This is a genomic window from Marinobacter sp. 1-4A, from assembly GCF_016597725.1.
GTDB lineage: Bacteria > Pseudomonadota > Gammaproteobacteria > Pseudomonadales > Oleiphilaceae > Marinobacter.
The window spans coordinates 349,876-370,294 of record NZ_VCGY01000002.1 but is presented as its reverse complement, the minus strand read 5'-3'; the positions used below and the strand labels follow the sequence as shown (position 1 = coordinate 370,294).

Sequence of the window (20,419 nt, the reverse complement as noted above, 5' to 3'; positions counted from 1 at the left end):
AGAGGTGATTATGAAGGCGACGATTCGCCAGGGTTTACAAACACTGCTGATGCTGTTGGCAGTGGTGCTTTCTTTTGCGGCTCAGGCCGAGCGCAAGTTGCTTGATCAGGTAGTAGCCATTGTTGATGACGATGTGATCCTCCAAACTGAACTGGAAGCCAGAATCAACACAATCACCGGGCGTCTCAGTGCCCAAGGAACCGGCCTGCCGCCCCGACGCCTCCTTGAAGAGCGGGTTCTGGAACAATTGATTACCGAATCGGTCCAGCTGCAAATGGCGGATAGAATGGGCATGCGCATCAGCGATAACGAGCTGAACGAAACCATCGCCAACATTGCTGAGCGTAATGGCCTTAGTTTAGCCGAGTTTGAAGACCAACTTGCCGTTGAGGGCGTAAGCTACCGGCAGGCTCGGGAGCAGATTCGTCAGGAAATGCTCACTGGCCGTGTACAGCAGCGACAGGTTGGTAACCGGGTTCGCGTAACCGAACGAGAAGTTGAAAACTATCTGCAAGCACTGGAATCCACAGGTGGCAACGACGCCGAATACCGGCTCGCTTATATTTTTATCGAACTGGATAACCCGGCTGATGATGCAGCTGTAGACGCCACCCGCGAGAAAGCAGAAGAGCTTCGTGCTGCGATTCTCGATGGTCGAGATTTTCGCGAGGTAGCGGTAGCTGAATCCGATGCCAGCAATGCCCTTGAAGGCGGTGATATGGGTTGGCGTAGCGAACGCCAGTTACCATCACTGGTGGCGCCAGTTGTACCAGAGCTTGAAGTTGGCATTCCTTCCGAGGTTCTGGAGAACAACAGCGGCTTTCACATGGTCATGGTGATGGAGAAGCGCGGGGGCACCCAAAAGCAGGTTATCCAGCAAAACCGCGTACGCCATATTCTGATTCGTCCGTCTGAAGCCATTACGGACACTGAGGCGGAAGCGACCATTCGCGAACTGTCTCAACAGCTTCAAGACGGTGCTGATTTTGCCGTGTTGGCGCGACAGTATTCAGACGACCCAGTATCCGGCTCTGACGGTGGCAATCTTGGCTGGGTAAGCCCGGGCCAAATGGTGCCCGCGTTTGAACAGGCTATGCAGGAGGCCAGTGTCGGCGAATATAAAGGCCCGTTCCGCTCGCAATTTGGCTGGCATATTCTGCAGGTTGAAGAGCGTCGCCAAAAAGATATCAGTACAGACGTGAAAGAAGCCGAAGCCCGTCAGGCGATTTATCGCCGTAAGTTTGAAACCGAGCTGCAAAACTGGCTCAGAGAAATCCGGGATGAGGCCTTTGTCGAGTTCAAAGGTGAGTATGCAGACAATGCAGCAGAAGATGAGTCTGCCAATGCGCAGGAAACTGCAAAATAATGGCTGAAGACATTGTTCTCGCACTGACTGCCGGAGAGCCAGCAGGCATTGGCCCCGAGCTGTGTCTGGCGTTGGCTGCAGCGAAGCGTGATGTGGGCGTGGTGTTGGTTGCCAGCCAGCCAATGCTGGAGGCGCGAGCCAGACTTCTAGGGCTCGACGTAAAGCTACATGCTTGGCGGCCTGATATGGAGCCAAGAAAGGGTGTGGGCGAGCTTTCCGTATTGCATGTAGAAGGCTGTACTTCGCACCAAGCGGGCAAGCTCGACACGGCTAACAGTCGCTATGTTTTGGACACACTCACAGTTGCGGCCAAAGGCTGTCTTGAGGGTGATTTCGACGGCATGGTCACGGCGCCGGTACACAAAGGCGTGATCAACGAAGCGGGTATTGAGTTCAGTGGTCATACTGAATTTTTGCAGGAGCTCTGTGGCGTTGAACGGGTAGTTATGATGCTGGCCACTGAAGAGCTACGAGTAGCCTTGGTAACCACTCACTTGCCCCTCAAAGACGTGTCCGCCGCGATTACGCCCGAGCGTTTGACGCAAGTCGCCACCATTTTGAACGCCGATCTGAAAACATTTTTTGGAATTGCGCAGCCAAAAATTTTGGTTGCGGGGCTAAATCCCCATGCGGGTGAAAGTGGCCACCTTGGCCGGGAAGAGATTGAAGTGATTGAGCCAACCCTTGAGACCCTCCGCGCCCAAGGAATACAGGTGGTCGGCCCCCTACCGGCAGACACGCTGTTCACGCCCCATTGGTTAGACGACGCCGATGCCGCCTTGGCCATGTATCACGATCAGGGCTTGCCGGTGCTTAAATTTCAGGGCTTTGGGCGCGCGGTAAACATCACCCTTGGGTTGCCCATAGTGCGCACATCCGTGGATCACGGCACGGCTCTGGACCTCGCTGGCACCGGCAAGGCCGATGCGGGCAGTTTGCATACCGCTATTCGAGTGGGCGAGCAAATGGCGCGCTCCCTCAAATCCGCTACTAAGAGAGAAATCTGAGTGAGCAAAAAAGCCGGCCATCAGGCCAGAAAACGGTTTGGCCAGAATTTTCTTCACGATCCGGGTGTGATTGAGCGCATTATTCGCGCCATTCACCCCAAGCCAGACGACGCCATTGTCGAAATAGGCCCGGGGCTTGGCGCAATAACAGAGGAAATTCTCGCGGTTAATCCGAAACTTCAGGTGGTGGAGCTAGACCGCGATCTCATTCCTGTGCTGCGCACCAAGTTTTTCAACTACCCCGATTTTCACATCCACGAAGCCGACGCACTGAAGTTTGACTTCAGCCAGCTTGTGGATGAGAGGCCTCTGCGCATCATTGGTAACTTGCCTTATAACATCTCCACTCCCCTGATTTTTCACTTGCTGGCCCAGTCAGGCGTGGTGCAAGACATGCACTTCATGTTGCAGAAAGAAGTCGTACAGCGGATGGCAGCGGTACCCGGTGATAATAATTACGGCCGGTTGGGCATCATGACCCAGTATTTCTGCAAAGTTCAGCCGTTGTTTGAAGTAGGCCCCGGCGCCTTCCGGCCCGCACCAAAAGTGGATTCCGCCATTGTGCGGCTGGTGCCCCACGCAGAGCTTCCGCATCCTGCAAAGGATCTTGTCACCTTGCAGGCCGTGGTAAGGACAGCGTTTAACGCGCGCCGAAAAACTCTGCGTAAGGCGCTGGCAGGGCTGGTAACGGTTGAGCAACTGCAAGCTTTGGGCATCAATGACGGCCTGCGGCCGGAAAACCTCAGTTTGGCCGACTACGTAAGTATTGCGGATGCGCTAACAGACGAAAAAAGCCGAGCCCAGCCCGGTGAGGGAAGCGCAGGAGACGTGTGCGGAGACAGCCATGACTGATTACGCCATAGGCGATATTCAGGGCTGTTACGATCGCTTGCAGGATGTTCTGGCCAAGGTGGATTTTTCGCCTTCCCGAGACCGCCTTTGGGTGGCGGGTGATTTGATTAACCGGGGACCCTCCTCCCTGAAAACCTTGCGTTATATTGAAAGCTTGGGCAGTGCCGCTGTGGTGGTTCTGGGTAATCACGATCTGCACCTGCTGGCAGTGTCTCTTGGTGGCCATGCGCCGAAGCGCAAAGACACACTCGCAGAGATACTGAATGCTCCGGATCGCGATAAGTTAGTGAACTGGCTACGCCAGCAAAATCTGTGCGTGTACGATTCTGACCGCAACATCATGATGGCCCACGCAGGTATTCCTCATATTTGGAGTATCCAGCAGGCCCTTGCCAGTGCGCGGGAAGTGGAAGATGTTATTCGTGGAGAACAGGCTCCAGAATACTTTGCGCATATGTACGGCAACAAGCCAGAAGGCTGGAATGAAAAGCTCACTGGCATGGATCGTTGGCGGGTCATCACCAACTATTTCACCCGAATGCGCTTTATTGCCGAAGACGGCAGGCTTGAGCTGACTGCAAAAGAGTCGGCAGGCAAGGCGCCCAAGGGATTTACGCCCTGGTTTGAATTTCCGCGCGCTGATGATTTAAAAGTGATTTTCGGGCATTGGGCGGCCATCGAAGGTGAGACAGGCAGTACACAGTTTATTGGTTTAGATACTGGCTGCGTTTGGGGCGGAGCCCTCACGATGATGAATCTGGACACTGGGGAGAAAATCCACTGTGACTGCTGAATCTATAGAGTCGCATCCAACAAACGTTATGCGCCTTCCCATCATTACAGGCGCTTTTTTTGCGGTGACAGCGGTTATGGCTGGAGCGTTTGGTGCTCATGGCCTGCGCAATATAGTGAGTGAGCGTAGCTTAGAGGTTTTTCAAACAGCCGTTACCTATCAGATGTATCACGCCATCGCGCTGGTGCTGGTTGCCCTGTTATCCGGATTTGGGCTTTCACGGCGGCGACTGAGCTTGGCTGCAGGCTTCTTTTCTTTAGGCATCCTGCTATTCAGTGGCAGCTTGTATACGCTAGTGCTGACAGACATACGCTGGGTTGGCCCGATTACGCCTCTTGGCGGTATATGTTTTATGATTGGCTGGGCACTACTGCTGACCGTTGGCCTTCGCCAGAATGGGACTCAAAACAGAGGTTAAGAATGCTATGCAGGTTCAGGTAAATGGCGAAGCCATGGAGCTGCCAGAAGGGGCCACGGTTGCCGCATTGTTAGAAAAAATGGCTCTCGCCGGTAAGCGACTGGCGGTGGAGGTAAATGAAGACATAGTACCCCGCAGCCAACATGCCGAATTTGCCCTAAGTAATGATGATCGCGTGGAAGTTGTTCACGCGATTGGAGGCGGGTAAAACCCGCCTACCCGCAATTCTTTAATTTGTGAATTTACATCACTACGTTTCATCAACCCGGAAACACTATGACCGACACGCCCGAGATTCAGTTGCCTGAAGACAAACCTCTTGAAATTGCTGGCCGTATTTACCAGTCACGGTTGCTGGTTGGCACCGGCAAATATCGCGACCTGATGGAAACTGGCCACGCCATCGAAATGAGCGGCGCCGACATTGTGACCGTGGCGGTTCGCCGCACCAACTTGGGTCAGAACCCAGACGAGCCAAATCTATTGGATGTGATCTCCCCGGAACACTACACCATCCTGCCCAACACAGCCGGTTGTTACACCGCCAAAGATGCAGTTCGCACCTGTAAGCTAGCAAGAGAACTGCTTGACGGCCGCGATCTGGTGAAGCTGGAAGTGTTGGGTGAGCATAAAACGCTATACCCGAATATGCCGGAAACTTTGGTGGCCGCCGAAGAGTTGATTAAAGACGGCTTCAAGGTAATGGTCTACTGCTCGGACGACCCCTTACTGGCCATGCGTCTTGAGGAAATGGGCTGTATCGCGATCATGCCTTTGGGCGCACCCATAGGCTCCGGGCTGGGTATTCAGAACCGTTACAACATTCGGCTGATCGTCGAAAACGCTAAGGTGCCCGTACTGGTGGATGCCGGTGTGGGCACGGCCTCTGATGCCACCATCGCCATGGAATTGGGCTGCGACGGCGTACTAATGAACACCGCCATCGCACAAGCCAAAGACCCTATTAAAATGGCCAATGCCATGCGTTTGGCTATTGAAGCAGGTCGCGAAGCTTATCTCGCTGGGCGGATGCCCAAAAAGCTCTATGCAAGTGCCTCTTCGCCTATTGACGGTACTTTTTTCTGATTCAACTTCTGATTAAGAGCGCTGCAGTATGGCCATAACCGATCAGAAACCCAGCCGCCGAGAAGCGATTCTCCACGCTCTCTTGGAGTTGCTGGAAAAGGACCCAGGCGCCAGACTCACTACCTCTGTTCTCGCCAAGTCCGTTGGTGTAACAGAGGCGGCGCTGTACCGCCATTTTCCTAGCAAGCGCAAAATGTTTGAAGCGCTTCTGGAGTTTGCGGAAGAAGCGGTATTTTCTCGTTGCCAGGTTATTCTGCAGGATCAGGAAGACGTGCGGGTTCGTTTGCAGCAAGTGGTGCACTTGGTTCTGGTTTTTGCGGAGCGTAATCCGGGGTTGTGTTGTGTTCTCACTGGTGATGCGTTGGTGGGCGAAAACGAGGCTTTACGCAAGCGTGCCTCGCAGTTCTTCGAGCGCTTGGAAACGCAGGTGCGGCAAACCCTGAAAGAAGGCGAAATCCGCCAGGGCTTGCGGCCACGCACCAGTGCCACACGGGCGGCGGATTCTGTTCTTGTATTCATGGAAGGCCGAATCCAGCGGTTTATCCGCTCGTCGTTCTCCCGATTGCCTACGGCTGATTTTGACGAGAGTTGGGGGTTGGTTGCTGAGGGCATTTGGGGCTAGTAGCTAGGAGTTTTCCTCGTTTGTAGCCTGATTGCTATGGTGCAGACCAACCCCACCAACCTCGTTCGCGCAGCTAAGATATATCGGGCTTCTTTTCGTATTTTTGATGAGATTTCAAGTTAGCCAGATTGCACAGTTAGGAAGGCCCTGTCCCGGAATGTCGTAGGCCATGGATGGCCTACGCCAAGCGCACACGGACGTGCTTGTAGCGGTTCCGGGACAGGGCCTTCCTGACTGTGCCTGCCCCAAAGAAGGCTACAAAGAGGGAAAACTCCCAAAGCTCGAGATTCACTCGTAACCAGAAGCCGAACGAAGAATCTCACGAATAGGCTCCCAGATTGCAGGTGCCGAAATCAGAATATCGCGACCCCAGAGGTCGGCAGGGTAACCCTCCGGAACTTCACTGAAGTGGCCAGCCGTTGCTCCGGCTTCCAGAGCGATTAAGCGAGCAGCCGCAAAATCCCACGGGCTGACGTTTTCGTAGTAGATGTCCAAACGGCCACAGGCCACCCAGCAGATATCCAGTGCCGCTGAGCCAATGCGACGTAGATCGCGGCATTGGTGAATCATCGCATTCAGGCGGTTAACCAGCGGCGCCAGATTGTCTTTGGTGTAGGGGAAACCAGTTGCGAAGAGCGAATCCCTTGGAACCGTCGCGCCACTGTGATGGATAGGATTACCGTTGAGCGTAGCGCCATCACCGCGTGTGGCGCGGAAGGTTTCACCGGGGAAAGGTGCATGCACAACACCCGCTTGCACGCGACCGTTTTCAGCATAAGCAATAGACACCGCAACCTGCGGGTGACCGTAAGCGTAGTTTACCGTGCCATCAATGGGATCAACGATCCATAGCGGCGTTTCCAGCTCCTCAGCTTGACTGAGATCCGGCATGGACTCTTCTGATAGGATGCGGTGTTCAGGAAAGCGCTTGCGAATCGCATTGGTGATAAATTCATCAGCCATAACATCGGCGTGGGTGACCAGCTCAGTCTGCGCTTTGTATTCGGTGCGCAGAGTGTTGTTGTCACGCTCCCGACGAATCAGCTCCCCGGCTTCCCGGGCTAGATCTTCTGTAAAATCAGTGATGTCCCGTAGGGAAAAAGAGTCAGACATGGCGCCCCCCGCTATTATCTCTGAAGAGTGAGGGCGCCAGTCTAGCATGGCAAGATCAGAGGCTGTTCAGCCAGCTCTCCAGTTTATCCATGGCCTCGACCAATCGCGGGCAAGCCTGTTTGACAAAGTCTGTAGTCAACTCCTGATCACCGTAGTCATCACCCGCCAACTGCAGAGCCTCGGTGCCGTCGAAGTCTACAAATGCCAGACGAGCCCCAAGATGATCCGGTACAAACCCGAAGTCACTGGCGGGCAGAATGGCAACTCCTGTGTCCTCCAGCAAAGACTGGCAAAAGGCCTGACTGGTTTTAATGTCTCTTTTTGCCAGCAATTCGCGGAAGTTGTCAAAGTTCGGGAATAGGTAAAACGCGCCCTCAGGCTTTTGCACAACCGCCCCCATGGCACTCAGGCGAGTATGCATGTATTCGCCCACCACTTTCAGCACCCGCCGGGACTGTGTCAGATATTCGTCAATGTCTTCACCACCATCAAACGCTGCGATGGCCGCATACTGTGTCGGGGCGCTGGTGGAGGTGTAGGTCTCGCTGGCAATGATCGCCATGGCGTCCTGCAGGGCGCGCAGTTCTTTCGGGAAGATAAAGGTCCCCAGTCGCCAACCACCGGCACCAGCCCATTTACTCAACCCGGTGCTGATGATAGTGCCCTCCGGGTAGTAACGAGCGATTGACCGGTGATTCCCCTCAAAATGAACTTCGCCGTAAATCTCGTCGGAAAGCAGAATAAGCCGATATTTTCTCGCCACGTTGGCAATGGCCAGCAACTGGTCATCGGTGTACGAGCAGCCAGTGGGGTTAGAAGGGTAGTTAAGGATCAGAATGCGCGGGCGGGATGCATCGTCCCGGCAAATGATGTCCAGTTCTTCCGCTGTCAGTTGCCAGTTATTCTCTGCATGGGTGGGTAGCCAGTGCACTGAGCGGCCAATGATACGTGCCTGAGGTGCATAGGAAACCCAGCTGGGCCGAGGAATAAGCAGGTCGCCATAATAAGCGAGCTGCAGCATGAACAGCAGTTCCTTCGAGCCGGGGCCGATCAACACGTCTTCCCAAGTGCACCGTACCCGCTCACTGCGGTTTATGTAGCCAGCAATGGACTCGCGGAGGCTTTTTAGGCCTTTGACCGGCAGATAGTCTTTCTCATGGGCGTGTTCACGCAGCGCATTCACTACCCGCTCCGGCACGGGAAAGGGCGACTGGCCCAGACCGAGCTTGATGATATCTTTGCCTTCGGATTTGAGCTGGTTGCTCAGTTCATTGATTCGCAAGGTGGAGGAAGGTTGAATGCCGCGAACGTTCAGGTTAATCGCAAACCGCTGGTCGTTGTGGATGTCCATTGTCTCTGTCTGTTGGTTGGGAATGGCACCAATAGTATAGGAAACCCAAACATATCTGTGTGCGCAATGCGGATAGGTGATTGCCGAGGGGCGCTCTTCCTTAGTGATTGCGAACCCAAACTTCAACTCGCCCGTTGCGCTTTTCTCCACTCGCACCTCCGGACATACCCACTGGCATGTAGTGACCATAACCGGTGTAGCGAACATCGTGAACACCAAGGTCAGAGAGCGCCTTGCGTACTGACAGTGCCCTTAGTTCTGAGATCATTTGGGCTCGCAATTCGTTGGTTTGTTGGTCTGCAAAACCAATGAGCATTAGGTCGACCGCTTCGCGATTTTCCCTCCTAAGATAATCAGCCACTCGGAGCAAATCCCTTTTCGCTTTGTTGTCCAGCTTGGTACGTCCTTCCGAGAAGCGGAAGTTAACGGTCAGTCGATTATAGTTCTGTGTCAGCAATTTGAACGAGGGCGGTGTGCTACCGACCAAATCGGGTTTAACTGCGAGGGGATTTTGGGAAACAAAGCCTGACTTAGAGACAAGGGCCTGACCTTCTGCCCCCAATACGAATTCGACAAAGTCTTTCGCTAGGGTCTTTGTAGCATCGCCGGATGTGTACATGAATAAGCGTCGGGAAAGCGGGTAATCTTCGCTGGCAACCGTTAGTACGGATGGTTTCAGCGCGGGAGCTTCGCCATCTGAAATCGCCAGTACCTTGCTATTACGGATTGAAGCCAGCCCAGAAAAGCCAATGCCTCCGGGGTCGGCACTCACATCGTCTGAGAGTTGGTCGTTCGATTCATAGCGTTTGGCCGAAGCATGAAGTGGGTAGCCCTTGCCCAAAACCAGACTCTTAAAGGTGTCCCAGGTTCCTGAGCGGTCATCCCGCGCATACAGGTTAATGGGCCGGTCAGCGCCACCGATTTCAGACCAGTTGCGAATTTCACCTGAAAATATGCTAGCCAGTGTATCGATACTGAGTTGATTGATTAGATTTGAAGAATGAACCAATACCGCTAGGCCATCTATTGCAATGACATGCTCGCTTTCAAGATCTTCGAGGTTGGCGCGTTCCGACATTTGATCTACTTCCGTCGGCTTGACAGGGCGGGAGGAGGCCCAAATATCGGCACGTTTGGCCTTTAACGCTTTGAACCCTGTACTGGAACCGTGAGCGGCGACCAAAACTCTAAGAGGCGCACCCTTCTGGCTTCCTATCAAAAGCTTCTCGTTATGTTTGCCGTTGCCAAGGGTTTGGATGGGTTCATTGCCGCGACTGTTAAGGAAACCTTCGACCAGCATAGGTGCCAGTACCGCCCCGATCGTGTTGGAGCCGTGAATCTCCATCTCTTCAGCGCGGCTGGTGGACATACTGAACATTAAAATTAGGCACAATAAGCCCGGCAGGGCGCTCTGCTGAGTGAGGTGTGAACGGTGTTGTATCATCATAAAGCCCCATGGCAACAAACAGTTAGCGTTGCGGGAAGAATGAGGCAGAATTATTACAGGAATGTTTCAGTGGCCAAAAAGTGGCAACGAGAGCCAGCCAACTCGGGATATTAGGAAAAGCGGTGAGGGTCTAGTTCCATGTTCAATATTCGAGGCCCAAGCATGATAACTCGGCCGCTATAGCGCTCTTCACCAGTAGAAGTGAAATCGAAAAGAAAGCGGCGCCAAACGCGAATTTGGCCTTGATCATCCCGTTTGAACCAGATGCCGCGCAAATAGATGGCATCATCAAGCAGCATAACGTCCATGGTTTTGCAGTAGCGGTGAACGGCCTGAAGTACCGAGTCTTTTATAGCCTTGGCACGCCACCAGTACCAAATGGCAAAGGCAGCAATAAAGAGCCAGAACAGCGTTCCCAGAGTCATAATAACAGCACTATCGCGGCAGGTTTCCGAAAGAAATAACAAGATGGAATCCAGACTACCTTATTGTGGGGGATTGGGGAATCGCTATGGTTTCGAACCGCCGCTAGAAGCGGGAATCATTTCAATAGTTTGTAAGCAGGTACCGAATAACGAATGGTGAATTAATGTTCAGTTCGTTATTATTTAATACCGGAGGCCCATCCATGTTATGTGCGATGTGTGGTTTCCCTCTATACTGATTAGTGTGCAGATTTGAGAGCTGCGGACTGAAGTACCAGGAGCGTGTGATTCATGCAGTTTGAGCAGCCGCTAGATTTTAGAGCGTTGGTGGATCAGTACCCGCGCGCCATCATGATTGCCACCAAAGAACCGAGAATTATCTACGTAAATAGTATGTTCCATTCCATCACTGGCTATGAGTCGGATGAGGTGATGGGCGACTCCCCTTCCGTGCTTAGTGCTGGGCTCCATGCGCCCGAATTCTATCAATCTATGTGGCAATCTCTGGCAACCGACGGCCGCTGGGAAGGATTAGTTTGGAACCGAAAGAAAAGCGGTGAAGTGTACCCGCAGTGGCTCAGTATTTTCTCCATGGAATACGAAGGCCAACAGGTTTATGTCGGGATGTTTATGGACATGAGCGAGAGAACCGGGGCGGATGAGCGCCTGGCTGCGCTTGCCTATTATGACCCGCTTACAGAACTACCCAACCGCTCATTGTTTCAGGAATTCTTGAATGCCCGCGTAAGCCAGTATGTTCGCGGCGATGCGTGTTTTGCGGTGCTTTTTATTAATTTGGATTTCTTTAAAACGATCAACAGCCTGCACGGCCATGAGCGGGGCGATGGCGTACTCAAGCAGGCGGCGCTTTGTATTCAAAGTGTGGTGCACAAGGATGACATAGTAGCCCGACTTTCAGGCGACGAATTCGCCGTCATTGTAGAGTTGCAAGAGTGTGCCGAACTGGAGGAGGTCTGCCAGCGCATGGTTCACGCCTTCCGAGCGCCGGTCATTGTTGGCGATCGAGAGTGCTTTATATCGGCATCTGCAGGCGCGGCGGTTTATCCCCTGCACGGAAAGAGTGGTGCAGAACTCTTGCACAAGGCAGATCGCGCCTTGCACATGGCTAAGTTGGCGGGGCGTTCCTGCTACCGCATATACAGCCAAGCGGATGATGAGCAGGGGCGCAGTGAGCAGCAATTGTCTGAGGCCTTAACGGTCTCTTTGAAAACCTCTCCGGATGAGTTCTATGTTGTGTATCAGCCCCAATACGAACTCAGTTCCGGGCAAGTTGTGGGCGTGGAAGCTCTCTTGCGTTGGCAGCACCCGGAGCTTGGTGCTGTATCGCCCGGCGATTTTGTGCCTGTGGCAGAGCGTCGTGGCCAGATTCATGAAATAACCCAGCAATTGGTGCGAGGGATATTGGCGGATTTAGAAGAAACACAACCGGCTGTGCAAGGGCAACTTGGGTTGGCAATTAACATCTCTGCACGCCAAATCACTGACGCTCGGCTGGGCGTCGTGGTTGGTCCACTGTTTGAACGTATCCGCGCGATGGGCTGGCGCCCGGAAATAGAGATCACAGAAACTCATGTTATGAATCTCTCCGGTCCGTGTTTGGAAAAGCTGAAAGGGTTTAGGGGGCAAGGTATCGGAATAGCAATTGATGACTTTGGAACCGGTTATTCATCGTTGGCTTACCTGCAAAACCTTCCTGTACAAGTGCTCAAGATTGATCGTCAATTCATCAGCCGTCTTGGCGGGGAAACGGGCGGTTCAAGGATTGTATCTGCGATTCTTGGGATAGCAGAGGCGCTTGGGCTTGAGGTTGTGGCTGAGGGCGTCGAAAACCAAGCCCAGTATCAGGAGCTTTGTGAGCTGAATTGCCAGAGGGGACAGGGCTTTTTGATGGCAAGGCCCCAGCGCTGGAAGCAAGTACAAGAAACCATCGCTTATCCCTACCGCAATGGCGATGACTGAACTCTAGTTCCATGGGTGCCTTACTCATTCGTTACCCTCAAATGTTGCCCATTAAAAAACCCGGCTCATGATCAGTGAGCCGGGTTTTTAGTTACTGCCGTTAGCCTTTATGAACTTACGGGCGCCGGTTCTGAGCGACTATCCTGTTCGTCTTTCCCTTCGTTGTGATCGCGAGCCAGCAGAATGTAGAACGCTGGTAACACGAATACCGTGAACAGGGTGCCAATGCCCAAGCCGGCACTGATGGTCAAACCAATAGCGAAGCGGCTTTCTGCGCCCGGTCCGGCTGCGATAAGCAGCGGTACCATAGCGAAGATCAGCGCCAGCGACGTCATTATGATGGGCCGCAAACGAATGGCTGCTGCTTCAATAACCGCTTCCGTTTTGTTCATGCCTTTATCTTTCTGCAGCAGGTTGGCGAACTCCACAATCAGTATGCCGTTTTTAGAGACCACCCCGATCAGGGTAATCAGACCTACCTGCGTGTAGATATTCATGGTCGCAAAGCCAAGAACGATAAACGCCATGGCACCCGCTACGGACATGGGTACTGACACGAGAATGATGAACGGATCGCGCCAGCTTTCGAACTGTGCCGCAAGCACCAGATAAATCACCAGCAGCGACAGGAAGAAAGTGACGATTAGAGCGCTGCCCTGATTGGCCAGCTGCCGGCTCTGACCTGTGTAGTCGTATGTGAAACCTTGCGGAAACACTTCGTCGGCAGATTGTTCCATGAATTCCATAGCTGTGCCCGCCGCGACACCGGGCATAACGACGCCTTGCAGAGTGAGCGAGTTTTGCTGGTTAAACTGTGTACGGTTGGACGGTTCAACATCGTGTGTAAAGCTCACAACACTGCCCAATGGCACTAAATCGCCATTGCCTGTGCGGATATAATAATCGTTCAGCGCTTGCTCATCCAAACGGAACTTCTGATCCACCTGCGGGATAACTTGATAGGAGCGGCCTTCCATGCTGAAACGGTTGATATAACCGCCACCAAGCATGCTGGAAAGCGATTGCCCCACGTCTTGCATTGAAAGCCCAAGGTCCGCCACCCGGTCACGATCAACATTGATGCGGGTAACCGGCCGATCAAAGTTGATCGACTTCTGGAGGAACATAAAGTTACCGCTGCCCATAGCCTTGCCCAACAGCTCACTTGCTACCTGATCAAGCTGCTCGTAACTGCTGCCGGTGGTGATCACGAACTGGAACGGCAGACCACCGCCTGAACCGGGTAGGGCTGGTGGAGCGAATACCGCAGTCTGCAGCCCGGTCACTTTTTTAAGTTCGCCATCAAGCTGAGGCTGGATTTCGAACTGGCTAAGCTCCCGCTTGCTCCAGGGTTCCATCTTGAAACCACCAAATACAGCGTTAGGGGCGGTGATGCCCACAATCATGAAGTCTTCTGCATAGCCGGGTGTGGAAGCCAGACGCCCCTGAACTTCGTCGCCGTGCTCAAGCAGGTAATCCAGAGTGGCTGTTTGGGGGCCAAGGCCCTGATAGAACAAGATGCCCTGATCTTCCGTGGGCGCCAGTTCGTTTTGGCTCATCATCGCCATGAAGTAAATGGAGCCAAGTACCACCAGCGCAAAAAACACCACCACAGATTTGGTTTGCATCAAAGAGCCGAGCGCTGATTTATAACCCGACGAAATGCCGTTGAACGTGCGCTCTACTAGCCTTTCGAATTTACCTGGGTTGCCATGAGGCTTCAGAACCATGCCGGACAACATAGGCGAAAGCGTAAGAGCCACAATGCCCGAGATTACGACGGTACCGGCCAGCGTGAAGGCGAACTCGGTAAACAGGGAGCCTACAAGACCGCCCATAAACCCGATCGGCGCGTACACGGCCACCAAGGTGGTGGTCATGGCAATGATGGGTACAGCCATCTCTCTGGCGCCGTGCAGGGCAGCTTCAAACCGTGACTCACCTTCCTCGATGTGTCTGTGTACGTTCTCGACCATAATAATGGCGTCGTCTACTACCAGACCGATGGCAAGAACCATAGACAGCAGAGTGAGTAGGTTCAGGGAGAACCCGAACATCAACATAATGAAAGCGCCGCCAATCAGTGACAGTGGGACTGCTACCGAGGGCACAATAGATGCGCGAATAGAGCCTAGGCACAAGAAAACCACCACAAGAACGATACCCATGGCTTCAATTAGGGTACGGATCACTTCGTTGATGGAATCTTCAATAAAGTCCGATGCGTCATAAGCTAGGCGCACGTCCATTTCGCCCGGCAACTGGCTTTTGATATCCGGAAGATCATCTTTAACCAGACCAGCGACCGTGAGCGGGTTGGCGCCCGGCGCCAACTCAATAGCCACGTAGGTTGCGGGCTGACCTTTATACAGCGCTAGCGCACTGTAGGTTTGTGACCCCAGTTCAACGCGGGCAATGTCCTGCAATCGAATCTGGGTTCCGTTAACCTGCTTGACCACCAGATTGTTGAACTCGTCTGGATCCGCGACATCTGTGTCACTGGTCATGCTTATTTCAGTGTAGGCGCCCTTGGTGTTGCCCACTGCCGCCTGATAGTTGTTGGCGCGCAGTTTGGCGACCACTTCTCTGGGCGTCATGTCCACCGCCGCAAGGCGCTCAGGGTCCAGCCACACCCGCAGGGCGAACTCGCGCCCAAGAAGTTGTGCTTTACCTACGCCAGAAAGCGCCTGCAATCTAGGCTGCACTACCCGAGTCAGGTAATCGGTAATCTGAGGAACGGCCATCTCGGTGCTGTAAAAAGCAATGTACATCAGCGCCGTGGAATCACCCGTGGTGGAGGTGATTACCGGGTCCTGCGCATCAGCCGGGAGTACGTTGCGCTGGCTAGCCACCTTGGCCTGAATTTCAGCCAGTGCCGCGTTGGCGTCGTAGTTCAGCACCATCTTGGCTTCGATGGTCGACTTACCCTGCGAACTGGTGGATGTCAGGTAATCGATACCGCTGGCTTCGGCAATTGCCTGCTGCAACGGTGTGGTAATAAAGCCTTTGATGAGGTCTGAACTAGCGCCCGGGTAGGCCGTTGTGACCGTAACCGTTGTGCTTTCGAGTTCCGGGTATTGCCGGATCTCCATTTCCATAGCGGCTCGGGCACCGAGCAGCAGGATGAGTAGGCTAACCACCGTCGCCAAAACGGGACGATGGATGAAAATGTCGGTGAATCGCATTATTCAGAGGCCTCCTGCGGCTGCTTTTTCTGGCTCTGGCCAGAGCTCTCGTCAGAGTTCTCTTCTTGAATCTTGACCTTTTGGCCAGCGCGGAGTCTCAGCAATGCTTTGGAAACGACTTTCTCGCCTGCTTCGAGGCCAGAGAGAATAGCAACGCGCTTGTCACGGGTTTGGCCCGCTGTGACGCTGCGGCGATTGACAACCAGATCGCCGTCATCGTTTTCCTCAATCACAAACACGAAATCGCCATAGGTGTTGTAGGAGACGGCCGTGCGGGGAACCGTAACCACTTTGTCATCCTTCGGCTGTAAGGTACGGATGGTTGCGAACATGCCCGGTCTGAGCAGCTTCTGTGGATTGCTCAGAGTGGCGCGCACACGCACAGTGCGGGTTTCGGGGTTCACGGATGTGTTGATGGCGCTGACTTTGCCTTTGAACTCCTGCTCAGGAACCGCAGCAACGGTAGCAACCACTGAGTATCCCCGTGCAACGTCCTGCAGATTCTTCTCAGACAAGGTGAAATCTACGTAGATCGGATCAAGCATGTTGATTTCAACGATCGGCGTGCCCGTGGCAATGTACTCACCCTGATCCACCATACGAATGCCCAGAGTGCCATCGAAAGGTGCGCGGATAATCTTTTTACTGAGCTGTGCATCCGCCTCGTTAACGCGGGCTTGGGCTGCGTCGAAGTTGGCTTTGGACTCATCAAATTGGGACTGGGAGACAGCACGCTTTGGCAGTAGGTCGGAGATACGTTTGAACTCCTGCTCTGCGAGTTGGGCCTCTGCCCTACGGGTGCGCACGGCGGCTTCGTCAATTGCCGTATTCAGGCGAATGAGAATGTCGCCTTTTTTCACCGTATCGCCTGATTCGAAATTAATGCTCGAAATAACGCCAGGCACCTCGTTGGCAACTTCAATGCCGTTGACCGCATTAACACTGCCCACGGCCTTAATACTTGGGGTCCAGCTCTCAGTGCGAGCTTCGGTGGCAGATACCTCTGCAGGCGGTTGCGGTTGGGACAGCATTTCTTTCATCTGGCCAAACTGGTAAAACTTATAGCCAAAGATGCCGCCAAGCACCACGCCGAGGAAAATAATTGCGATCAGGAAGCGGGAAGCAGTGCGCATAGTTCAGGTCCTGGGAATCTCTATTTGGATGCGGGAATGATAAATTCGCGACAAAGCGTAGCATCCTACAAAATTCAGGGTGCACTTGTCACCGGGTTGTAGGTATTTTTGGCTAGCTTTGCCGTTATATTGGGTGCCAGAATTACGCTCTTTCAGCAGCAAAGGATCAATCATGCATTGGATACTTGGAATTGCGCTGGCGGCAACCGTCTTTGTGATTCTAAAACAGTGGGGTGGATTGTCGGCGGAAAAGAAAAAAGCTGCAACCTGGAAGCTTGTCTTTATTGCTGGCGGCATCTTTTTGTTGGTGATGGTTTTAACCGGCCGAGTGCATGTGTTGACCGCCGGAATCGCGGCGTTGATACCTCTTTTGCGCAAACTGCCGGAACTTGCCCGGTTCTTCCCCACCTTGAACCGACTTTTCTCGGGCAAAGACAATGCTGGGCCTGCCGGTGGCGCCGAGTCGGGGCAGCCGCAAGGCACCGGAATGACTGAGCGAGAAGCCTGCGAAATACTGGGTGTTACCGCAGACTGTTCAAAAGAAGACGTTGTTTTGGCGCACCGCCGCCTTATCCAAAAGCTGCACCCGGATCGTGGTGGCAGCGACTATCTGGCTGCGAAGATCAACGAAGCCAAAAGTGTTCTGCTCCACGGTAGAGCCTGAGTGTTAATGGATAACGTCGACCTTAACTTCAAAACTGCGATTGTCTGAGCGGCTGCTTTTTACGCTGTAAGCAATGCCTGATTGTTCGCTGGTGGATTGAGTAGACGCACTGCCCAATGAGACCCATTGACCGGGCTCTACGCGGCGAATGGTCACCAGCGCCTGCGTTTCGTAACCTTCCAGCTCGGCGGGGTCGACCTCAAAAGATACGATGTTAAGTTCCACTGCCCGGTCTGAAATAACCTGAGGGCTAACAACAAACCCGCTGCGTGTTTCGACCTGAGTTAAAATAGCCGCCGGGTTCCTACCGCCACGCACAGCGAAGGGCAGGGTACGCACCTGACCTGATGTAATATGGGCAGATTGCCCATCCATAACGACAAGGCTCCGTTCCCGCGAGCCGCTGGTGCTGGTAACGCGACGTTCTGCGGTAACGCCAACCGTGTTTCTGGTTGTAGTAATGCCGCCGCCGGAGCCTTTGCCGCCAATATCGTCTGTAGAACGCACTGTGATTCGCAGCTGGGCTTGGGCTACATCAAGGGTTTCAACCAAGGTGCCGATTTCATCCAGCATTTGCTGTGTTCCGCGAACCACAATCTGTTGGCCCCTAGCAGTAACTGCTAAGGATTCGCCCTGATACAGCTCCCGAATCTGCGCAGCAACGTCATCAGCGGGTCGATTGTTGAGTTGGTAAGCGCGGGATTCCGCGTATGCAGTGACGGAGCCTGAGGCGAGCGCCAGAGCAACAATGAAGGCGAGGCGAGAGGTGAAGTTGCGTAGGCTCAATGACATATTTTGGCTCCCATTTTCCCGAAAAACGCGGTTTGTCTGGTAAAAAAGTCCGGTTTACGGGTTGCCAAGGTGAAAACCCGGGGTATATATTGATAAGCATGAAGACGACACAAGCGATCTGTCAATTGAATGTTCTGCAAGCTTTCGGCCAAAAGGCGAAGGATGCGGTCGCTGCTGTGTTTTTTTGGTGGTTTGGTTATGGCTTTTATTTTAGCCAGCGTCAGGGCCGCCCTTAGCATCTTCAACAAACGAATAACGAGGATGGCAGCCCGGCGAAAATCAGGCTGCCGTCGGACTCAGAAAGCCCCGACTGGTAGCCCAGCCGGGGCTTTTTTGATTCTGATACAGGGAAACGGGAAAACAGATATGAACATGCCTTTGAACGCCGCCGGGAAAGATCAGGTGCTAAGTGCAGCCGCAACACAGCGTGAGGAAACTGCGCTGCCTACGCCAGCTGAGCTACGCCAGCGATTGCCGGTGGATGAGCGGCTTGCCCGACAGGTGAGCAGGCACCGGCAAGCGGTTCGCGATGTTTTGCACGGCTCGGATGAGCGCACTTTGATCGTCGTCGGCCCCTGTTCCATTCATGATGAAGTCGCTGCGCTGGAGTATGGTGAAAAGCTCAAAGCTCTGGCTGACGTTGTCAGCGACCGCTTTCTAATTGTGATGCGCGCCTATTTAGAAAAGCCCAGAACAACCGTAGGGTGGAAGGGCTTGTTATACGATCCCGAGCGCACAGGCACAGGTGACCTCAACGAAGGCTTGCTCCGCTCACGACGCTTGCTTCTTAACTTAGCCGAGATGGGGTTGCCATTGGCCACTGAAGCTTTGAGCCCTTTTGCCATGGATTACCTGGGGGACTTGGTGAGCTGGACTGCCATCGGAGCCCGCACCACCGAATCTCAGATTCACCGCGAGATGGTCAGTGGGCTGCCGATGCCCGCAGGCTTTAAAAACGGAACTGACGGTGGTATCAGCGTTGCGATTAATGCGATGAAGTCGGGAGCCCACCCGCATCACCACCTAGGTGTATCCAGTCATGGAGCTCCGGTTATGGTTAGTACTCGGGGTAACCCAGACACCCATCTTGTGCTGCGTGGCGGTAGGGGAATCACCAATTACGATGAGGTCAGCATTCAGAATGCCGTGAAGAGTCTGTCTGAAGCACAGCTGTGCGCAGCCATTATGGTGGATTGCAGCCACGATAACGCCTGCAAACAGGCTGAGCGACAGATCGATGTGGCTCGTGAAGTAATGCGCCAGAAGCATTCGGGTAGCTCTGGTATTCGTGGGCTGATGCTGGAGAGTTTTTTAGAGGCAGGCCGACAAAACGACGGCGACGACCTGCGCTATGGATGCTCTATTACTGACCCATGCCTGAGCTGGGATCAGACGGAGGCTCTGCTCCGCTCACTGTAGAGAGTAAGAGGTGGCCTGCCAGTAACAGCAGAACACCACCCATGAGCCGGTCTAGCCAATGGCCAAACCGGTTAAAGCCTTTGCGCACGGCGGGCAGGGTGAAGAATATGGCAACCAGAACGAACCAAACCCCGGTAGCCAGCGCCATATAAGCGCCATAGCTGGCCTGAATCGCTACTGGAGTGCCCGGGCTGATCACTACCGAAAACAGCGAAACAAAGAACAGGGTCGCTTTGGGGTTCAGAGCATTGGTTAAGAACCCCAGACGCAGCGCGGCAAAACTGGACTGCGATGTGTGCGTTTCGGTTTCTACATGAATCCCGCCCGCTCGGGCCCTGAGGCACTGCACAGCAATCCAGGTTAGATACAAAGCCCCGGCAATCTTAAGTATGGTAAATAGCAGTATCGACTGCTGGATAATAAAACCAATACCCAGCAGCGAATAGCTTACGTGCACCAGTATGCCAGCACCGATACCTATGGCAGTGAGTAGCGCATTCCGGCGGCTTTGGCACAGCGCCTGCCGGATCATAACCGCAAGGTCTGGTCCCGGGCTGGCAACAGCCAGCAGATGCACAAGCGCCACAGTGAAAAATTCCGGCCAATAATTGTTCATACCTAAGGTTCTCGTTAACTATCAGAATTACGGGTAAAGGCTTATGGATAAAAATGCAGAGATTGCCAGAGTCTGTATAGGACTGTCAGCATAAACCCAGTCGCCGGTTTTTTCACCTACCGCACAAAACAATCCCGGCCTCTATACTGG

General features: G+C 53.6%; 19 protein-coding genes. 11 read left to right on the top strand and 8 right to left on the bottom strand.

The features are described from left to right. The first annotated feature begins 10 nt into the window (after window positions 1-10). From FE845_RS05440 to slmA, 8 genes are all read left to right on the top strand, one after another. Complete coding sequence (locus FE845_RS05440; protein ID WP_200362178.1) at window positions 11-1,366, top strand: peptidylprolyl isomerase; 1,356 nt, start codon at window positions 11-13, stop codon at window positions 1,364-1,366. Beyond that, window positions 1,366-2,373 (top strand): 4-hydroxythreonine-4-phosphate dehydrogenase PdxA, encoded by a 1,008-nt coding sequence (gene pdxA, locus FE845_RS05435; protein ID WP_200362177.1) that lies wholly within the window; start codon window positions 1,366-1,368, stop codon window positions 2,371-2,373. The genes FE845_RS05440 and pdxA overlap by 1 nt, the downstream gene beginning before the upstream one ends. Next, window positions 2,374-3,225, top strand: coding sequence for a 16S rRNA (adenine(1518)-N(6)/adenine(1519)-N(6))-dimethyltransferase RsmA (gene rsmA, locus FE845_RS05430; protein ID WP_200362176.1), 852 nt, complete (start codon window positions 2,374-2,376; stop codon window positions 3,223-3,225). Continuing rightward, on the top strand, window positions 3,218-4,018 hold the full coding sequence (locus tag FE845_RS05425; protein WP_200362175.1) for a symmetrical bis(5'-nucleosyl)-tetraphosphatase: 801 nt from the start codon (window positions 3,218-3,220) through the stop codon (window positions 4,016-4,018). The genes rsmA and FE845_RS05425 overlap by 8 nt, the downstream gene beginning before the upstream one ends. Window positions 4,019-4,046: 28 nt before the next feature. Further along, the gene (locus FE845_RS05420; protein ID WP_200362817.1) at window positions 4,047-4,436 is read left to right on the top strand and encodes a DUF423 domain-containing protein; all 390 of its coding nucleotides are present in this window, start codon (window positions 4,047-4,049) and stop codon (window positions 4,434-4,436) included. Between the two features lie 7 nt (window positions 4,437-4,443). Continuing rightward, on the top strand, window positions 4,444-4,644 hold the full coding sequence (gene thiS / locus FE845_RS05415; RefSeq protein ID WP_200362174.1) for a sulfur carrier protein ThiS: 201 nt from the start codon (window positions 4,444-4,446) through the stop codon (window positions 4,642-4,644). Window positions 4,645-4,712: 68 nt separating this feature from the next. After that, entirely contained in the window at window positions 4,713-5,522 is an 810-nt protein-coding gene (locus FE845_RS05410) for a thiazole synthase (protein WP_200362173.1), read from the top strand. 34 nt (window positions 5,523-5,556) lie between these two features. Then, entirely contained in the window at window positions 5,557-6,144 is a 588-nt protein-coding gene (gene slmA, locus FE845_RS05405; RefSeq protein WP_200362815.1) for a nucleoid occlusion factor SlmA, read from the top strand. 288 nt (window positions 6,145-6,432) lie between these two features. On the opposite strand, the gene FE845_RS05400 is transcribed toward slmA, so the two are convergent. The 4 genes from FE845_RS05400 to FE845_RS05385 form a co-directional block, all read right to left on the bottom strand. Next, on the bottom strand, window positions 6,433-7,257 hold the full coding sequence (locus tag FE845_RS05400; RefSeq protein ID WP_200362172.1) for an inositol monophosphatase family protein: 825 nt from the start codon (window positions 7,255-7,257) through the stop codon (window positions 6,433-6,435). Between the two features lie 55 nt (window positions 7,258-7,312). Further along, entirely contained in the window at window positions 7,313-8,758 is a 1,446-nt protein-coding gene (locus tag FE845_RS05395; protein ID WP_320159665.1) for a pyridoxal phosphate-dependent aminotransferase, read from the bottom strand. Beyond that, on the bottom strand, window positions 8,709-10,055 hold the full coding sequence (locus FE845_RS05390; RefSeq protein WP_227714098.1) for a substrate-binding domain-containing protein: 1,347 nt from the start codon (window positions 10,053-10,055) through the stop codon (window positions 8,709-8,711). The genes FE845_RS05395 and FE845_RS05390 overlap by 50 nt, the downstream gene beginning before the upstream one ends. A gap of 110 nt (window positions 10,056-10,165) precedes the next feature. Next, a complete protein-coding gene (locus FE845_RS05385; protein WP_200362809.1) occupies window positions 10,166-10,480 on the bottom strand; it encodes a DUF3301 domain-containing protein in 315 nt (104 codons plus the stop codon). 291 nt (window positions 10,481-10,771) lie between these two features. Between FE845_RS05385 and FE845_RS05380 the strand changes: the two genes are divergently transcribed. Then, window positions 10,772-12,460 carry a putative bifunctional diguanylate cyclase/phosphodiesterase gene (locus tag FE845_RS05380; protein ID WP_200362171.1) on the top strand — a complete coding sequence of 563 codons (1,689 nt, stop codon included), beginning with the start codon at window positions 10,772-10,774 and terminating at the stop codon, window positions 12,458-12,460. A gap of 107 nt (window positions 12,461-12,567) precedes the next feature. Here FE845_RS05380 and FE845_RS05375 read toward each other — a convergent pair whose 3' ends face one another. After that, window positions 12,568-15,645 (bottom strand): efflux RND transporter permease subunit, encoded by a 3,078-nt coding sequence (locus tag FE845_RS05375; protein WP_200362170.1) that lies wholly within the window; start codon window positions 15,643-15,645, stop codon window positions 12,568-12,570. Beyond that, window positions 15,645-16,778, bottom strand: a complete 1,134-nt coding sequence (locus FE845_RS05370) for an efflux RND transporter periplasmic adaptor subunit (protein WP_200362169.1) — start codon at window positions 16,776-16,778, stop codon at window positions 15,645-15,647. Before FE845_RS05370 ends, FE845_RS05375 begins: the two co-directional genes overlap by 1 nt. A gap of 172 nt (window positions 16,779-16,950) precedes the next feature. On the opposite strand from FE845_RS05370, the gene FE845_RS05365 reads away from it, so the two are divergent. Beyond that, window positions 16,951-17,442 carry a molecular chaperone DnaJ gene (locus FE845_RS05365; RefSeq protein ID WP_200362168.1) on the top strand — a complete coding sequence of 164 codons (492 nt, stop codon included), beginning with the start codon at window positions 16,951-16,953 and terminating at the stop codon, window positions 17,440-17,442. Window positions 17,443-17,445: 3 nt separating this feature from the next. Here the strand turns inward: FE845_RS05365 and FE845_RS05360 are convergent, their stop codons facing one another. Further along, window positions 17,446-18,234 carry a secretin N-terminal domain-containing protein gene (locus tag FE845_RS05360; RefSeq protein WP_200362167.1) on the bottom strand — a complete coding sequence of 263 codons (789 nt, stop codon included), beginning with the start codon at window positions 18,232-18,234 and terminating at the stop codon, window positions 17,446-17,448. Window positions 18,235-18,600: 366 nt separating this feature from the next. On the opposite strand from FE845_RS05360, the gene FE845_RS05355 reads away from it, so the two are divergent. Further along, entirely contained in the window at window positions 18,601-19,653 is a 1,053-nt protein-coding gene (locus FE845_RS05355) for a 3-deoxy-7-phosphoheptulonate synthase (RefSeq protein WP_200362166.1), read from the top strand. On the opposite strand, the gene FE845_RS05350 is transcribed toward FE845_RS05355, so the two are convergent. Beyond that, entirely contained in the window at window positions 19,598-20,269 is a 672-nt protein-coding gene (locus FE845_RS05350) for a LysE family translocator (RefSeq protein ID WP_200362165.1), read from the bottom strand. The genes FE845_RS05355 and FE845_RS05350 overlap by 56 nt on opposite strands. Between the last annotated feature and the right edge of the window lie 150 nt (window positions 20,270-20,419).